This window comes from Haloarcula regularis, assembly GCF_029338315.1.
In the GTDB taxonomy this organism is placed as follows: domain Archaea; phylum Halobacteriota; class Halobacteria; order Halobacteriales; family Haloarculaceae; genus Haloarcula; species Haloarcula regularis.
Genome location: NZ_CP119794.1, coordinates 1,336,260 through 1,351,242, shown reverse-complemented (window position 1 = coordinate 1,351,242; position 14,983 = coordinate 1,336,260). Strand labels below are relative to the sequence as shown.

Below are 14,983 nucleotides of genomic sequence, written 5' to 3'. Positions count from 1 at the left end.
GTCAGAACTCGTAGCGGACGTTCTCGATGGGTGCCTTGCCCTCGTCGCCGTCGAGGCTGTAGGACTCGACGGCGTGCAGGGTGACGCTGAGGACGCCCTGGGGGTCCCAGCGGGCCGTGTTCACCGACAGATCGTAGATAGAGAGGTCGTCGAAGTCGATGTCGTAGTAGTCGCTGTAGCGCTGGGCCTCGCTCGCACCGCGCTCGCGGGTCTCCGTGCGGGCCTGCTCGAAAGGCTTGTTCTCCCGGGTGGCGATGCGGTCGGCGCGGACGTCGAGTGGCGCGGTGAGCCACAACTTCATGTCGGCGTACTCGCCGGCCATCCAGCCAGCGAGGCGGGACTCGAGCACCAGGTCGTCGCGCTCCTTGGCGATGTTGCGCAGGCGCCGGTCCAGGTCGCGGTCGATCTGGTCGTCCTCCTCGGCGGCCTTGTTCAGCTCCAGGGGCGTCATCCCCCGGTCTTCGGCCAGCGAGCGGAAGATGTCCCCCCCGCTGACGTGTTCGTACCCCAGGGCGTCGGCGAGGCTCTTCGCGAGCGTGCTCTTGCCGCTCCCGGCCGGCCCGGAGACTGTGATCAACATATCCGAGTTCGCGTGACCCGCGTAAAAGAGGCTGTCTGTTCCTATCCGGTCGGGGACGTCTTGACGTTCAGCGCCTTCCTGATGACCTGGGTAAAGGAGAGCGAGCACAGGAAGTACCAGACGATCCAGGCCTGCATCGGGCCGACGACGCCCTCCTTCCAGGTGGTGACCTCACCGAGGATGGGGAGGACGGCGACGGGCGACGGGAGGCCCGACAGGCCGGGGCCGAAGACCATCCAGTAGATCCACAGGAAGATGGGGATGTTGATGAGCATGATCCAGACCATCGGGCGGAACTGTTTCTTGAACATGCCCATCTGGTCGGACATGAGCTCCATCTGCTCTTTTTCCAGTTTGTCCAGCGCCTCCTGGTCGTCGCGCTCTTTGGCCTTCTTGCGGCGCTCCTTGAGGTCCTCCATCTTCGCCTGGTGGTCGCCCATCCCGGACATGTCCATGAGGTTGTCCTGCAGGATGGTTGAGTTCGCGCCGGTGATGACCGCCAGGACCAGGATGACGAGGTAGAAGGGGAGGATGTTCGCCAGCGGCCCCAGCGCGATGTCGAGGACCCCGCCGATGGCGTCCCGGACGGAGTTGATGGAGTACCCGGCAAAGAGGCCGAGCGTCGCCAGGCCGGCCAGCTTGTCCCAGGTCGACCAGCCCCCGTCCTCGTCGTCGTCCTCGCTGGGTGCCGCCTCCGACTCCGAGAGCGCCTCGCGGACGCCCTCCGGGTCCTCGATGACGAACCCCTCGCCGTCGGCGTCGACGAGCAGGCCCGACTCGATGAGTCGGCCCCACTCGCCGCTCGTGAGGTCGTCGCTGACGTCGGCCCAGGTGACTGTGCCCTTCTCCTCTGCGACCGAGAGCGCCGTCGCGAGCGCCTCGGTCATCTCCTCGCCGTCGTCGGCGAGTCGTTCTACCTTCGGCGCGGTGCTTGCCATTGAGATGTATTCAGCGACGGCGGCTTATCAAGTTTACTGTTCGTGCGCGAGCGGGATCAGGCCGTCTCGGCGTCGATGGCGTCCCGGATGTCCGACCAGACGCCGTCTGGCGCCTGCTCGCCGTCGATAGCGACGAAGCCAGCGTGGTCCTCGTAGTGGGCGATGACGGGCGCGGTGTTCTCGTCGAAGACGTCCAGGCGGTTGCGCACGGACGCCTCGTTGTCGTCGTCGCGCTGGATGAGGTCGCCGCCACACTCGTCACAGACGCCCGCCTCCTCGGGCGGGCTGAACTCGACGTGGAAGTTCGCGCCACAGTCGTCACACACCCGCCGGCCGGTCAGGCGGTCGACCAGCTCCTCGCGGGCGACCTCGAGCGACAGGACCACGTCGAGGTCGGTCATGTCCTCGAGTTCCTCGGCCTGGTCGAGGTTGCGCGGGTAGCCGTCCAGCACGAAGCCGTCGGCGGAGTTCAGCGCCTCCTCGACGATGGCGTTGACCACCGCGTCGGGCACGAGATCGCCGGCCTCCATGTACTCGCGGGGGGTGTCGTACTCCGTGTCCATGTCGCTGATGTCCATGTCCTTGTTCGCGCGGAGCGCGTCGCCGGTCGTGACGTGCTCGACGCCGTAGGTCTCGGCGATGTTCGCGCTCTGTGTCCCCTTGCCCGCTCCCGGCGGGCCCAGAATCAGGATTCGCGGGTTCGACATACTCGGCGGTTCTCGGGCGCCCGTTAAATGGTTGTCCAAACCGCTTCGGTGTCGGGCGGCGGTCGGGTTCCCTATCAGTCGGTCAAAAAGAATATCAGTAACGTCGACAATTCTACGCGTAATGGGGTCCTCGCTGCTTCGACAAGTGTTGGCGCTCTTCCACGGTACAGAGGAGGAAACCGACGGCACCGACGACGGTCCGGAACCGACGACGACCATCCTGCGCACCTGCCCGGACTGCGAGAAGACGTTCATCGTCGAGGACAGGGACACCTGCCCCGACTGCGACACCCCGATGGACGAGACGCCCAACGAGCGCGACTTGGGGTTCTGGTAGCCCCTCGTCAGAACAGTCCGCGCCCGACCCGATGCGGGTCTGGTAGACGCGGGCGTCGACACCGCGGTCACCGAAGGCGTCGAGCATCGCGCTCGCGATGGCCCGCTGATCCCCGCCGTGACACGCCGCGATGACGGTGGGACCGGCCCCGGAGATGGTGACGCCGGTCGCGCCCGCCGCGAGCGCGGCCTCCCGGACCTGTGCGTACCCGTCGATGAGCTTCGCCCGGGCCGGCGTCACCACGCTGTCGTGCATCCCCTGGCCGACGAGGGCCGGGTCGTCGCGGTGCATCCCGGTCGTCAGCGTCGCCGCGTTGCCGACGGTCTCGACCAGTTGCTCGACGCGTGCTTGCTCGGGGACCACCCTGCGGGCGTCCCGCGTCGAGACGACGATGTCGGGGAGACAGGCCACCAGCGGGATGTCCGCGTCGACCTGGGTGACGCCGTCGGGCGTCGCGATGGTGAACCCGCCCATTATCGAGGGCGCGACGTTGTCGTCGTGGGCGTCGCCCGAGACGACGGCCTCGCCCTTCGCGGCGATGGGGACCAGCTCCTCGCGGGTGTACCCGCGGTCGTACAGTTCGTTGAGGCCGACGGCGGCCGCGGCGGCGCTGGCAGCCGACGAGCCGAGTCCGGAGGCCGGGCGGACGCCCTTGTCGATCTGGATGTGTGCGGGCGCCTCGAGCGCCTCCGCCACGGCCCCGACGGTGTTTTTCTCGGGGTCCTCGGGGATGAACTGGCTCCCCGCGCCCGTCACCTCGATTGTCGTCCGGTCGGCCTTCGAGAGGCGGACGACGTCCGCCGGCCGCTCCAGCGCGACGCCGAAGACGTCGAAGCCACTCCCGAGGTTCGCGCTGGTCGCCGGCGCCCGGACGGTCAGCATGCCTGCGAATTTTTCCAGTGACGGCAAAAAGGTAGCGAACCGCTCCAACCCCGGCCACGGGGTGACAGCCCAAAAACACAAGGTAAATCCGCGGGCCCCGGATACGCCAGGGTATGATTGGCGTCGTCGGCGGCGGCATCGCCGGACTGGCTGCGGCCTATCGGCTGCAACAGCGCGGCCACGAGGTCCGCGTCTTCGAGGCCAGCGACGACCTCGGGGGGCTGGCCGCCGTCTACGAGACGGCCGGCGATCCCATCGAGAAATTCTACCACCACCTCTCGAAGTCCGAGGAGACCATCGTCGAGCTGGCCGCGGAACTGGGCCTGGGCGACGACGTGGAGTGGCGCGTGGGCGAGAACGCCTACTACGTCGACGGCGTGGTCCACCCGATGGACACGCCCTGGGAGATCCTGGCCTACACCTCTCGCTGTACGACAAATTCCGGCTGGGGATGCTCGTCCTCGACGTCGACGTCCGCGGCGGCGTCCCCTCCTTCGACAGTTACGAGCGCCTGGAGGACTACGAGGACGTCCCGATCGAGGCGTTCGTCGTCGAGCACACGACGCGGGGGGTCTACGACAACTTCTTCGAACCGCTGCTGGACGCGAAGTTCGGCGACCGGAAAGACGACGTCAGCGCCGCGTGGCTCCTGGGCCGCGTGAAGTTCCGCGGGGAGCGGGACATCCTGAACGGCGAGATTCTGGGCTATCTCGACGGTGGGTTCGGCCGCCTGCTCGACGCGCTGGTCGACGCTGTCGGTCCCGAGAACATCGAGTCGGGAACCAGAGTCACCGACCTCGAGACGACGGACGGCCGCGTCTCGGCCCTGACCGCCGAGAGCGACGACGGGACCCGAACCCACGAGGTCGACGGGGTCGTCGTCGCGACGATGCCGAACGTCCTGGAGGAGCTGACGGGCTACCCCTGTGACATCGACTTTCAGGGGACCGTCTGTTCGGTCGTCAGCATGGACGAGTCGCTGCTGGACACCTACTGGCTCAACATCGCCGACGAGGCGCCCTTCGGCGCGCTCATCGAGCACACGAACTTCGTCCCCGCCGAGCGATACGGCGGCGAGCACCTGCTCTACGTCGCCCGCTACGTCCAGGACCCCGCGGAGGCCATCTGGCAGCAGGACGACGACGCGGTCCGCGAGACGTGGCTCTCGGGCATCGAGGACCTCTTTCCGGACTTCGACCGCGAGTCGGTCGACTGGGTCCGCACGGCGCGCAACCCCCGGACGGCGCCGGTCTACGAGCGGGGCTACCTCGACATGGTGGTCCCCTACGACCTGGGCGAGGCGGTGGCCGAGGGGGTCTACTACGCCGGGATGGCCTCGCGGGCGCAGTACCCCGAGCGGAGCCTCAACGGCGCCATCGTCGCCGGCTACGAGTGTGCCGACCGCATCACTGAGCGGGAGGCCGCCGCGCCCGGCGTCGAGCAGTCGGTCGGCCGGGAGTAGCGCCGAGGTCGCCCATTCTTTGTGCTGGCTCCCCACGTGCCGGTAGATGCGTCGCCGGTCGCTCCTCGTCGGGGTCGCGGGCCTGTTCGCCGGGTGTGGGAGCCCCGGGTCAGACACCACCGACGGCGACGGGGTGACGGTGACGCCGGCCCCGGTACCCTCTCCGACGGCGGTGGCCCCGCGGCGGCACTTCGCGGACGAGTTCTGCCCCCGGTTCGACCGGCGCACCGACCAGACCGTCTGTGGCCACACGCAACCGGCTGACTCGGGCCTCCGGTTCACGACGGACCGGGCCGTGGCACGGCTCGTCGACGACCGCCTCGCGGACCCGCTCCGGGTGACGCTGTCGTGGTCGCTGGAGGGACCCCTCGCCGTGTTCGCCCGGACCTGGTACCTCCGCCGGCGCGACGGCGACGGCTGGACCGGCGTCGAGACAGCCGCCGCCGGCGACCCCGTCGTCCGTATCGACGGCGGGGACCAGTTCCACTGGGTGCTCGACACGCGGTCCCACGACACCGGGGCGGCGACAGTCTCGGTGGCCGTCCCGCTCTCGCCCGGCCGGTACGCCTTCGCCGTCCAGACCGTCGGCGGCGAGTCGCGGCTCCACACAGAGTCGGTCGTCCTCTTCGACGTGGTCGCGCCGGAGGACGACGGGACACCCGGGTAGCTGACGCGCGGGCATGGCACTCTTGGGGGTTCGGTCCGTACGGCGGGTATGCGACGCCGCGCGTTCCTCGCCGGGGTGACGGGCCTGTTTGCCGGGTGTGGCGGTTTCGCTGCCGGCCGCGGGAGCGACGACTCGGCGGACCGAGAGACGGTGACTCCCGCGCCGGTGCCGACCGAGGAAGCGACGCCCGGCGTCGGCCGCCGTCGCTTCGCGGCGGAGGGCTGTCCCACCATCGACCACCGCACCCACCAGACCGTCTGTTCACACACCCAGCCGTCGGACGCCAGCCTCAGACTGACGCCGGACCGGGCCGTCGCGCGCCTGGACGGCGACCGCCTCCTCACGCCGGTGCGGTTCACGCTCCAGTGGACCGCCAGCGGGCTCCTCTCGGTGTTCGCCGACAGCTGGTACCTCCTGCGAAAGCGCGGCGACGAGTGGACGGGCGTCGCGACGGCCGCCGGGCGGGACCCGGTCCGCCGCCTCGAACCCGGCGAGCGGTTCTACTGGGTGCTGGACACCGTCGACCACTACAGCACCGACCGCATCGAGTCCGTCGTCGCCGACCTCTCGCCCGGGCGGTACGCACTGGGCGTCCAGACGGTCGGGGACGCGTCGGCGCTCTACTCCGAGTGTCTCGCCTTCTTCGACGTCGTCTCGAACGGGTGAACCCGCGCACGCGGCGAACAACCCAAACCGCTGGCCAGTCAAGGAGTCGTATGCGTCGCCGAACACTGCTCGCGTCGGTCGCGGCCTCGCTCGGTGCCCTGGCCGGGTGTCCCGGCCGAACGACCCCGGAGCCAGTGCGCTCGGTCACACCCGCGCCGGTCCCCACCGGCGACGAGCCCGACGACGAGCGAGCGACGGTGGCGACGGCCTCTTCGACCCCCGTGTCTGTCTTCCAGTTCCCCTCGTCGCTGGGCTGTCCGTTGCTCCCCGGCGACGCGGACGTGTACGTCTGCTCGCCGCGGGCCTACTCGGGCGGCCTCGAGCTGTACCCCGACCAGAACCCGTTCATCCTCGGCCCGGCCCGACGCCCCGACGACAGGCTCTCGTTTACCCTCACGAACCGCTCGACGACTCCCTTCGAGACACGGACCGGACGGTGGCTGCTCGCTCGGAACGACCCGGACGGCTGGAACGTCCTCGCGAGGGGCGCCGCGACGGGAGACTCACGATCGGCGCCGACGAGGTGGTCGGCTGGACGCTCGCGCTCGGGACGGACGGCGAGACGTCGCCCCAGCCGACCGTGACCGCGGGAGAAGGGATGGACCGAGGCGGGAGCGGGAACGCGACCGGCGACGAGAGCGGGGACGGTCCAGCGAACGAGACTGACGACGGAACCGCGACCGAGCGGTCCGTCCGGCGGACCGTCAGCATCGACGCCGTGGAGGGAATCTACTCGTTTGGCGTCCACGGCTTCCACGAGGGAGGCCGGCTCGTCGCGTTACAGGCGCCGTTCGTCATCGACGTCCGCGGCGCGGAACGCTCCCGGTGACGCCGGGCCCGGCTCAGTCGCTCCGGGCGTTCTCGACGTCGTCGTCGACGACCGGCGAGTCGGTGACGCTGACGTCCTCGGGTTCCTCGGTCCCGCCGACGACCACGTCGCCGTCCTCGGTCTCGACGTAGACGTCGTCGGCGAACCCGCCCACGGCGTGGGGGTGCTCGGGGTCCTCGAGCCGCTCGGGCGTCGAGGGGGCCTCGACGACGCCATCGGCCGGTGCGAAGGCCCCGAGCGGGTCGTCGATGGTGATGTCGTGTGTCTCGAAGAAGTCGGCGTAGCGCTCGTAGTGGACCTCGAGTTCGTCGACGGGGATCTCCATCATCTCCGTCCACCCGTGGTTGTAGAAGTCGAAGTTAGCCTGGAGGTGCGTTATCTCGCGGGCCTCGGCCTCCGAGTAGTCGGCCTGGAGCGCCGCCACGTAGGTGTCCATCGTGGCGTCGAAGAAGTCGTCGAGATGGTCGCGCCGTTCCTCCCGGCGGGCCTCGTCGGCCTTCCCGATGAATATCTTGGTGTGGAGTTTCACGAGCCCGTAGTTGGCGACCGACCGGATCCCGGGGGTGGTCAGCGCCTTCTTGCTCGCCCAGTGGCGCGGGTTCTGGTGGAGCTTCATCTCGACCCGGCCTATGGACTGTGTGGTCTTGAAATCCCCGACTCTACCCGCTCTCGACCGCCCTCCGCCGGCTTTCGCAAACGATACCCAGATAGCAATCCACATTAGGCCCTATCCTCTACCGTCGTGCATGAGCACGTCGCACGTGATTATCGGTGACGGCATCGCGGGAGCCTCCGCGGCCGAGACAATCCGGGAGAAGGATCCGGACGCGTCAGTGACCGTCCTCACCGACGAGGGCGAGGCGCTGTACAACCGTATCCTCATCAAGGAGTTCGCGAAGGGCAAGCTCCCCGAGGCCCCAATCTCCATCCACGACCCCGAGTGGTACGACGACCGCGACATCGACCTGCAGCTCAACACCCACGTGACCGACATCGACACCGACGCTCACGAGGTCAACACCCACACGGGCGACACCTACGAGTACGACAAACTCCTCGTCGCCACCGGCGGGACGCCCGCCCAGCTGCCCGTCGAGAACTCGGACGCCGACGGCATCGACCACTTCTGGACGTTCCAGGACGCCCGCCGCATCGCCGAACACGCCGAGGACGCCGAGCAGGGCATCATCGTCGGCGCCGGCCTGCTGGGCATCGATCTGGCGGCGGTCTGTGCCGCCCAGGGAGTGGACGCGAAGTACCTGATGCGTGGCAACCGCTGGTGGCGCTACGCGCTCTCGGAGGACGGCGCGGAGATCATCCACGACGCCCTGCGCGAGAACGGCGTCGAACCGGTCTTCGAGTCCGGCGTCGACCGCTTCGAGGTCGACGACGACGGGCACGTCACCGGCGCCGTCGACCCCGACGGCAACCACTACGACGGCGAGTGGGCCGGCGTCGCCATCGGCCTCAACTTCAACACGGAGTTCCTCGGCGACACCGACATCGAACTGGACGACGGCGTCGTCGTCGACGAGTACATGCAGACCGCCGCCGAGGACGTCTACGCAGCCGGGGACATCACGCAGTTCTACGACACCATCCTGAACTCGCGGGCCCAGAACGGCGCCTGGGGGTCGGCGAAAGAGCAGGGCTCGGTCGCCGGCCAGAACATGGTCGCAGACGACGAGGCAAAGGAGTTCCGCTGGGTCTCCTCGTACTCGATTACGCACTTCGACTTCCCCTTCCTCTCCTTTGGCCACCCCGCCCGCGGCGACGACGAGGCCGAACGGAAGTACTCCGACAGCGAGTGGCGCCGGCTCGCCTTCGAGAACGGCCAGCTCATCGGCGGCGTGCTCATCGGCGACCTCTCCCAGCAGTCGAAGTTCAAGAAGCTCATCCGCGAGGAGCGCCTGGTCGCCGAGAAGAAGGAGATGCTCTTGGAGAAGGAAGTCGACCTCGAGGCCGTGAAGGAAGCCGCGCCCGCCACCGCCGAGTAGACACCGACACCGTCGCCACCGTTTTCTCGCTCCCGCCCGTAGCACGCGTATGCTCCGTTCGCTCCTCGACCGCCTGTGGGGCCGCCGTCTCGAGGCGGGATCCGACGCGGACGCCGAGGACGCCGACGACGGCGGCTTCGTGCGGTCCGTCCTCGACGCCTCGGTCCTGACCGGCCACGGTGGCGGCAACCCCGAGGCGGAGCGGGAACTGGCCGCCGTCCAGCGGGAGGCGGCGATGCTCGAACGGGAAGACCGCGACCGGGACTGACCCGCTCTCGAGAACGACGCGCTTTTTTCCGCCGCCCCCGCTCTTTGCGACATGGACGGCGGCAGCGGCGATATGACCCTCGCGTTCGACTTAGACGCCCTCAAGCAACTGGCCTATCCCGACAGCGTGTTCACCGACGCGCGCCAGTGGTCGGAGTACGTCGGTGTCATCTCCGAACAGCCAACCTACGTGGTGACGAACTTCACGCGGAAACACCGCATCCGGCAGGACTTCTTCTCGGGCCCACGCGGCCGCGAGGAGAGCCTCACCAACGTCCGAGACCAGTTCGACACCGACCGTCACGTCTTCGTCGGCACCGGCGCGGACGACGCCGAACTGGCCGAGTCGGTCGGGTGGGAGTACCTGTCCGTCGAGGACGCCGCGGCGGCCGCGGGGTGGGAGCTGGGCGAACCCCAGGCGCCCGACGCGACGGACGACGAGGACGAACGGCGCGACGACTGGCCCTGACACGGGCGACGTTCAGCCAGATTTATCTTTCCGTCACGCGCCGGATGTGACATGACTCTCCGAGTCGGTGCCGCGCTCGCGGACGGCCTCGACGACCTCTTGAGCCGGCGCGGCGTCACGGTCCTCGGCGTCTTCCTCGTCTACAGCCTCCTCAACACCGTCCTCTGGCAGTCTGCGTCTCCAGCCATCGACCGGTCGCTGGCCGCCGTGCTCCCCGGTGCGACCCGGGCCCCGCCGGCGGTACCGACCCAGTCGCCGCTGGCGCTCGACCTCTCGCTCGGTGCCGTCTTCGCCCTGCTCGTCGTGCTGTTTGCCGCCGGTGAGCTCCTCCGTATCCTCGCCATCCGCCTGTTCGCCAGCGAGGCGGACGTCTTCGACCCGGCGGTCACGGCCGACCTGGGGCCGACGATGGTGACGGCGCTGGTCGCCGCCGTGCTGACGGCCGTCGCTGTCGCACTCGGGACGCTGGTGTTCGTCCTCCCCGGCGTCGTCCTCGCCCTCCTGTTCTTTTTCGTCCGCCAGGAGATCGCGCTGAACGACAGTGGCGTCCTCGAGGCCATTCGCGAGAGCATCCGCCTGGTGACGGACAACGCCGTCCCGGTCCTCGCACTGGCGGCGGTGCTGTTCGTCCTGGGCGTCGTCGTGTCGCTGCCGCTCCAGTTGGTGGGGATTCCGGGCCAGTCGCTCGCGGTCACGCTGGTGACGACGGCGCTCTCGCAACTGGTGACCGTCTTCGGCATCGCCGTCGTGACAAGCGCCTACCGCCGTGTCGCCACCGGCCACGCGCCCGGCCCCGCTCCCTCTATCGACGAGGCGTTGTGACCTCCCGGCCGGTATCGCGGCTTTTAACCACGCGAGGACCCACTCTCCGGCAATGGCAGAACCGCGCGTTCCCGGGGGCCGCGAGTCCGAACTCGAACTCCCCTGTGGCGAGGTGGTCGACACCCACGACGACCTCCACATGGGCATCCGGGAGTTCGACTGCGACTGCGGGGGGACTCACGCCGTCGTCCTGGACGCCCATCCGCTGGCCCGCTTCGTCCCCGAGTTCCTAAGAGGAGATACTCACCGAGACCATCGAACCGGCCGACGACCACGAGCAGTTCACGATGGCTCACCTCATGGGCGTCGTCATCGAGGAGTTTCCCGACCAGGTCGCCGTGGCCGACGCGTCCGACGACGGCGCTGTGGGCTTTGCGCTGGCGTGGGTGACCGACTTCGACTCGCGGCGCCTCCACGAGATCGTCGTCGAACTGCTCGTGGAGCTGATGGAGCACGCGGTCAGCCACGCCGAGGACGACGTGGTAGTCGAGGAGTTCGAACAGCAGATGCTCCAGTTCGACGTCGCGGCGTTCGTCGACCAGTACCGCCGGGAACGGAACTTCGACGACCGTCACGACACCGCCATCTGAGCCTCGGGTCGGTACTGCTTCCCGGCGGGCCCTCGGTCGACCGCCGAAAAATTTTCAGACGGTTGTCGTCTTCGTATGACACGGGCTACCACCTCGCCGTCTGTCGGTTTCGCCGAAACCGCCGTACGACGGTTGTCTGACGGTGTTATATGGTGTATGAGGCCCTGAATGGGTATATGGCCATACGTCATGGCGAGTTCGAGCGCATCCGGTCCGTGCTCGAAGACGCCGACGCGGATGAGCCCATGACCGCCCGGGAGATACTCGAGGTGCTGGCGGAACACGACGAGGAGTTCGAGAGTGCTCACCGCGTCGCGACGGTACTGGGGCGGCGCGCCCAGACTGACGACGTGGAGGTCATCCAGGGGCAGCCATATCGGTACCGGTTCCTCGACAACTGATTCTGGCCGGGCAGGGGTGAGACGGCCCCCGTGTGACGGACCCGCATTACGAAATTCGAAATCGGACTTCGAGACTCGTACCATTTCGCCGGGCTTATTACGATGTGTGGGCTCGGGTCGGGTAATGACAGCCGAGGAAGACCGCACAATCCTGCTCATCGGGAGTGGCCCGATCAAGATCGGACAGGCAGCAGAGTTCGACTACTCCGGTGCGCAGGCCTGCCGGGCGCTCCAGGAGGAAGGCGCCCGCGTCGTCCTGGTGAACTCGAACCCCGCGACCATCATGACCGACCCGGAGATGGCCGACAAGGTGTACCTCGAACCCATCAACACCGAGGCCATCTCCGAGATCATCCGGAAGGAACAGCCCGACGGCGTCATCGCCGGCCTGGGCGGCCAGACCGGCCTCAACGTCACCGCCGAGCTCGCCGAGGAGGGCGTCCTCGAGGAACACGACGTCGAGGTCATGGGCACGCCGCTCGACACCATCTACGCGACCGAGGACCGCGACCTGTTCCGCCAGCGCATGGAGTCGATCGGCGAACCCGTCCCGGCCTCGACGACCATCTCGCTCGACGAGGACGAGTCGGTCACGGACTTCGACGAGGAGGCCTTCCGCCAGCGCGTCGAGGACGCCGTCGAGGCGGTCGGCGGCCTCCCGGTCATCGCCCGGACGACCTACACGCTCGGCGGCTCCGGCTCCGGCGTCGTCCACGAGTTCGAGGAGCTCGTCGAGCGCGTCCGCAAGGGCCTGCGCCTCTCGCGTAACAGCGAGGTGCTGATCACCGAGTCCATCGAGGGCTGGGTCGAACTGGAGTACGAGGTGATGCGCGACGCCGACGACTCGTGTATCATCATCTGCAACATGGAGAACATCGACCCGATGGGCATCCACACCGGGGAGTCCACCGTCGTCACGCCCTCCCAGGTCATCCCCGACGAGGCTCACCAGGAGATGCGCGACTCCGCGCTGAAGGTCATCCGCGAACTCGGCATCCAGGGCGGCTGTAACATCCAGCACGCCTGGCGCGACGACGGCACGCCCGGCGGCGAATACCGCGTCGTCGAGGTCAACCCCCGCGTCTCCCGTTCCTCGGCGCTGGCCTCGAAGGCGACCGGCTACCCCATCGCCCGCGTGACCGCGAAGGTCGCGATGGGCAAGCGCCTCCACGAGATCGAAAACGAGATCACCGGCGAGACCACCGCCGCCTTCGAACCGGCCATCGACTACGTGGTCACGAAGGTCCCGCGCTGGCCCAAGGACAAGTTCCGCGACGTGGACTTCGAGCTCACGACGGCGATGAAGTCCACCGGCGAGGCGATGGCCATCGGCCGGACCTTCCCCGAGAGCCTCCTGAAGGCGCTTCGCTCCTCGGAGTACGACCCCGCCGTCGACTGGAACGAGGTCGACGACGACGAACTCGAAGCGGAGTACCTGATCAAGCCGACGCCCGACCGCCCCTACGCGATGTTCGAGGCGTTCGACCGCGGCTACACGGTCGAGGAGGTCGTCGAGCTGACCGACATCGAAGAGTGGTACGTCGAGCGGTTCGAGCAGGTCGCCGACGCCGCCGAGGCCGCCCAGCACGGCGACTTCGAGACGGCCGCCCAGGCCGGCTTCACCGACCAGGAGATCACCGCGCTCGCGGGCGGTGAGTTCAACGACACCCACGCCTCCTGGCTCCCGGCCGTCGACGACGAGGACGAGGAAGCCGTCGAGGCGGCCACGGACGGTGCCGGGGTCTCGGTCGACACGGTCGAAACACAGACCACCGACCGCGACTTCAAACTGGTCGACACCTGCGCCGGCGAGTTCAGAGCGACGACGCCGTACTACTACTCGACGCGCGATCCGGTCTCGGGCATCGACCGCGACGAACTGATGGTGAACCGCGACTTAGAGAGCGTGGTCGTCGTCGGCGGCGGCCCCATCCGCATCGGCCAGGGCGTCGAGTTCGACTACTGTTCGGTCCACGCCGTCCAAGCACTCGAGGAGGCCGGCATCGAGGCCCACGTGGTCAACAACAACCCCGAGACGGTCTCGACTGACTACGACACCTCCGACGGCCTGTTCTTCGAACCGGTCACCGCCGAGGAGGTCGCCGACGTCATCGAAGCGACGGAGGCCGACGGCGTGATGGTCCAGTTCGGCGGCCAGACCTCCGTCGACATCGGCCATCCCCTCGAACAGGAACTCGAGCGCCGCGACCTCGACTGTGAGATCATGGGGACGTCCGTCGACGCGATGGACTTAGCCGAGGACCGCGACCGCTTCAACAAGCTGATGGACGAACTCGGCATCGCCCAGGCCGAGGGTGGCACCGCGACCTCCGAGGAGGAGGCCCTGGAACTGGCCCACGACATCGGCTACCCGGTGCTCGTCCGTCCGTCCTACGTTCTGGGCGGCCGCGCGATGGACGTCGTCTACAACGACGACGACCTCCAGACCTACATCGAGGAGGCGGTGCGTGTCTCCCCGGACAAGCCGATCCTCGTCGACGAGTTCCTGGCCGACGCCGTGGAACTGGACGTCGACGCCGTGGCCGACGGCGACGAGGTCCTCATCGGTGGCGTGATGGAACACGTCGAGACCGCCGGCGTCCACTCCGGGGACTCGGCGTGTATGATCCCGCCGCGCTCCCAGGAGATCAAGGACGTCATGCCCCGGATCCGCGAGGTGACCGAGGACATCGCCGACGCGCTCGATACGGTCGGCCTGTTGAACGTCCAGCTGGCGGTGCGTGACGGCGAGGTGTACGTCCTCGAGGCGAACCCGCGCTCCTCGCGCACGGTGCCGTTCATCGCGAAGACGACCGGTGTCCCCATCGCGAAACTCGCGGCGAAGGTGATGGCCGGCGCCTCCCTCGACGAACTCGACGTCGAGGAGCAGATCCCCGAGCAGGTCTCGGTCAAGGAGGTCGTCCTGCCCTTCGACCGCCTGCCGGGCTCTGACCCGCGTCTCGGGCCCGAGATGAAGTCCACGGGCGAGGTGATGGGCACCGCGGGCTCCTTCGGCAAGGCCTACCAGAAGGCCCAGATGTGCGTCGGCAAGCCCATCCCGCTCGACGGGACGGCGCTGGTCGACCTCCCCGTGCTGGGCTACGAGGAGCACTTCGAGGTCCAGGACCTCGACGACTACGCGGACGTCGAGGCCGTCGTCGAGGCCATCGAGAACGACGACATCGACCTCGTGGCCTCGCGCAACCGCGACGTGCTCGAGGCCTGCGTCGAGAACACGGTGACGTACTTCTCGACAATCGAGAGCGCAGAGGCCGCACTCGAGGCCATCAACTCACAGGACCAGCCCCTCGCCGTGCAGGCCATCAGCGAGCGCCCGAAGACCGCGCGCAAGTGGGGCGGCGAGTAAGG

Annotated in this window: 14 protein-coding genes and 3 pseudogenes; 12 read left to right on the top strand and 5 right to left on the bottom strand. The window is 68.2% G+C overall.

Going from position 1 to position 14,983, the window contains the following annotated elements; genetic code table 11:
• Window position 1: 1 nt before the first annotated feature.
• The 4 genes and pseudogenes from cmk to P1N55_RS07325 all read right to left on the bottom strand — a co-directional run.
• A complete protein-coding gene (gene cmk / locus P1N55_RS07340) occupies window positions 2–580 on the bottom strand; it encodes a (d)CMP kinase (protein WP_276278275.1) in 579 nt (192 codons plus the stop codon).
• A 41-nt stretch (window positions 581–621) separates the two neighbouring features.
• Complete coding sequence (locus tag P1N55_RS07335) at window positions 622–1,518, bottom strand: DUF106 domain-containing protein (RefSeq protein ID WP_276278274.1); 897 nt, start codon at window positions 1,516–1,518, stop codon at window positions 622–624.
• Between the two features lie 56 nt (window positions 1,519–1,574).
• Entirely contained in the window at window positions 1,575–2,225 is a 651-nt protein-coding gene (locus P1N55_RS07330) for an adenylate kinase (RefSeq protein WP_276278273.1), read from the bottom strand.
• Between the two features lie 352 nt (window positions 2,226–2,577).
• Window positions 2,578–3,444, bottom strand: a pseudogene (locus P1N55_RS07325) (homoserine kinase); the annotation flags it as partial.
• Between the two features lie 113 nt (window positions 3,445–3,557).
• On the opposite strand from P1N55_RS07325, the pseudogene P1N55_RS07320 reads away from it, so the two are divergent.
• The 5 genes and pseudogenes from P1N55_RS07320 (at window position 3,558) to P1N55_RS07300 (ending at window position 7,068) form a co-directional block, all read left to right on the top strand.
• Window positions 3,558–4,906, top strand: a pseudogene (locus tag P1N55_RS07320) (NAD(P)/FAD-dependent oxidoreductase).
• A gap of 46 nt (window positions 4,907–4,952) precedes the next feature.
• Window positions 4,953–5,573 (top strand): hypothetical protein, encoded by a 621-nt coding sequence (locus P1N55_RS07315; RefSeq protein WP_276278272.1) that lies wholly within the window; start codon window positions 4,953–4,955, stop codon window positions 5,571–5,573.
• A gap of 48 nt (window positions 5,574–5,621) precedes the next feature.
• Complete coding sequence (locus P1N55_RS07310) at window positions 5,622–6,239, top strand: hypothetical protein (protein WP_276278271.1); 618 nt, start codon at window positions 5,622–5,624, stop codon at window positions 6,237–6,239.
• A gap of 50 nt (window positions 6,240–6,289) precedes the next feature.
• Window positions 6,290–6,823 (top strand): hypothetical protein, encoded by a 534-nt coding sequence (locus tag P1N55_RS07305; RefSeq protein WP_276278270.1) that lies wholly within the window; start codon window positions 6,290–6,292, stop codon window positions 6,821–6,823.
• The gene (locus P1N55_RS07300) at window positions 6,820–7,068 is read left to right on the top strand and encodes a hypothetical protein (protein ID WP_276278269.1); all 249 of its coding nucleotides are present in this window, start codon (window positions 6,820–6,822) and stop codon (window positions 7,066–7,068) included. The genes P1N55_RS07305 and P1N55_RS07300 overlap by 4 nt, the downstream gene beginning before the upstream one ends.
• A 13-nt stretch (window positions 7,069–7,081) precedes the next feature.
• Here the strand turns inward: P1N55_RS07300 and P1N55_RS07295 are convergent, their stop codons facing one another.
• The gene (locus P1N55_RS07295; protein ID WP_276278268.1) at window positions 7,082–7,684 is read right to left on the bottom strand and encodes a DUF6149 family protein; all 603 of its coding nucleotides are present in this window, start codon (window positions 7,682–7,684) and stop codon (window positions 7,082–7,084) included.
• A 130-nt stretch (window positions 7,685–7,814) separates the two neighbouring features.
• On the opposite strand from P1N55_RS07295, the gene P1N55_RS07290 reads away from it, so the two are divergent.
• The 7 genes and pseudogenes from P1N55_RS07290 (at window position 7,815) to carB (ending at window position 14,981) form a co-directional block, all read left to right on the top strand.
• On the top strand, window positions 7,815–9,065 hold the full coding sequence (locus P1N55_RS07290) for an NAD(P)/FAD-dependent oxidoreductase (RefSeq protein ID WP_276278267.1): 1,251 nt from the start codon (window positions 7,815–7,817) through the stop codon (window positions 9,063–9,065).
• 49 nt (window positions 9,066–9,114) lie between these two features.
• Window positions 9,115–9,333, top strand: a complete 219-nt coding sequence (locus tag P1N55_RS07285; RefSeq protein WP_276278266.1) for a hypothetical protein — start codon at window positions 9,115–9,117, stop codon at window positions 9,331–9,333.
• 51 nt (window positions 9,334–9,384) lie between these two features.
• Window positions 9,385–9,801, top strand: coding sequence for a DUF7124 domain-containing protein (locus P1N55_RS07280; RefSeq protein ID WP_276278265.1), 417 nt, complete (start codon window positions 9,385–9,387; stop codon window positions 9,799–9,801).
• A gap of 51 nt (window positions 9,802–9,852) precedes the next feature.
• On the top strand, window positions 9,853–10,623 hold the full coding sequence (locus P1N55_RS07275) for a hypothetical protein (protein ID WP_276278264.1): 771 nt from the start codon (window positions 9,853–9,855) through the stop codon (window positions 10,621–10,623).
• A gap of 52 nt (window positions 10,624–10,675) precedes the next feature.
• Window positions 10,676–11,213 (top strand): annotated as a pseudogene (locus P1N55_RS07270) (DUF5815 family protein).
• A gap of 176 nt (window positions 11,214–11,389) precedes the next feature.
• The gene (locus tag P1N55_RS07265; RefSeq protein WP_276278263.1) at window positions 11,390–11,614 is read left to right on the top strand and encodes a hypothetical protein; all 225 of its coding nucleotides are present in this window, start codon (window positions 11,390–11,392) and stop codon (window positions 11,612–11,614) included.
• A gap of 124 nt (window positions 11,615–11,738) precedes the next feature.
• Window positions 11,739–14,981, top strand: coding sequence for a carbamoyl-phosphate synthase large subunit (gene carB / locus P1N55_RS07260; protein WP_276278262.1), 3,243 nt, complete (start codon window positions 11,739–11,741; stop codon window positions 14,979–14,981).
• The last annotated feature ends 2 nt before the right edge of the window (window positions 14,982–14,983 follow it).

Coding starts and splice junctions, on each gene's coding strand:
- cmk (WP_276278275.1), bottom strand. CDS start 580: ATGTTGATCACAGTCTCCGGGCCGGCCGGGAGCGGCAAGAGCACGCTC.
- P1N55_RS07315 (WP_276278272.1), top strand. CDS start 4,953: ATGCGTCGCCGGTCGCTCCTCGTCGGGGTCGCGGGCCTGTTCGCCGGG.
- P1N55_RS07310 (WP_276278271.1), top strand. CDS start 5,622: ATGCGACGCCGCGCGTTCCTCGCCGGGGTGACGGGCCTGTTTGCCGGG.
- P1N55_RS07290 (WP_276278267.1), top strand. CDS start 7,815: ATGAGCACGTCGCACGTGATTATCGGTGACGGCATCGCGGGAGCCTCC.
- P1N55_RS07265 (WP_276278263.1), top strand. CDS start 11,390: ATGGCCATACGTCATGGCGAGTTCGAGCGCATCCGGTCCGTGCTCGAA.
- P1N55_RS07275 (WP_276278264.1), top strand. CDS start 9,853: ATGACTCTCCGAGTCGGTGCCGCGCTCGCGGACGGCCTCGACGACCTC.
- P1N55_RS07305 (WP_276278270.1), top strand. CDS start 6,290: ATGCGTCGCCGAACACTGCTCGCGTCGGTCGCGGCCTCGCTCGGTGCC.
- P1N55_RS07285 (WP_276278266.1), top strand. CDS start 9,115: ATGCTCCGTTCGCTCCTCGACCGCCTGTGGGGCCGCCGTCTCGAGGCG.
- P1N55_RS07335 (WP_276278274.1), bottom strand. CDS start 1,518: ATGGCAAGCACCGCGCCGAAGGTAGAACGACTCGCCGACGACGGCGAG.
- P1N55_RS07295 (WP_276278268.1), bottom strand. CDS start 7,684: ATGAAGCTCCACCAGAACCCGCGCCACTGGGCGAGCAAGAAGGCGCTG.
- carB (WP_276278262.1), top strand. CDS start 11,739: ATGACAGCCGAGGAAGACCGCACAATCCTGCTCATCGGGAGTGGCCCG.
- P1N55_RS07330 (WP_276278273.1), bottom strand. CDS start 2,225: ATGTCGAACCCGCGAATCCTGATTCTGGGCCCGCCGGGAGCGGGCAAG.
- P1N55_RS07280 (WP_276278265.1), top strand. CDS start 9,385: ATGGACGGCGGCAGCGGCGATATGACCCTCGCGTTCGACTTAGACGCC.